The sequence below is a fragment of the Micromonospora sp. BS32 genome, from assembly GCF_059089345.1.
Genome location: NZ_JBSSHR010000150.1, coordinates 1 through 405, shown reverse-complemented (window position 1 = coordinate 405; position 405 = coordinate 1). Strand labels below are relative to the sequence as shown.

The 405-nt window shown below is 70.4% G+C and carries 1 protein-coding gene; it reads right to left on the bottom strand.

The window, feature by feature from the left end; translation table 11 throughout:
• Window positions 1–405 (bottom strand): fatty acid desaturase (locus tag AC5RWQ_RS30680; protein ID WP_494286078.1); only part of this gene is annotated, 405 nt, incomplete at both ends.

Below are 405 nucleotides of genomic sequence, written 5' to 3'. Positions count from 1 at the left end.
GAGTGACCCCCAGAAGAACGCGGTGAACGCGCCGTACCACGACATGGTGGCCAGCCCGCCGACCAGCGGCGGCAGCAGCAGCGAGAACGCCGTCCAGAGCCAGAAGTCGCGGGAGATGCGGCGGATCGCCGGGTCCTTGATCAGGTCGGGAGCGTACTTGGCCTGCGGGGTCTGCTCCTCGTCGAAGAGCCAGCCCATGTGCGCCCACCACAGGCCCTTGAGCAGGGCCGGGACGGTCTCGCCGTACCGCCACTGGCTGTGCGGGTCGCCCTCGGCATCGCTGAACTTGTGGTGCCGGCGGTGGTCGGCGACCCAGCGCACGACCGGGCCCTCGACGGCCATCGAGCCGGCGATGGCCAGCGCCACCTTCAGCGGGCGCTTGGCCTTGAACGAGCCGTGGGTGAA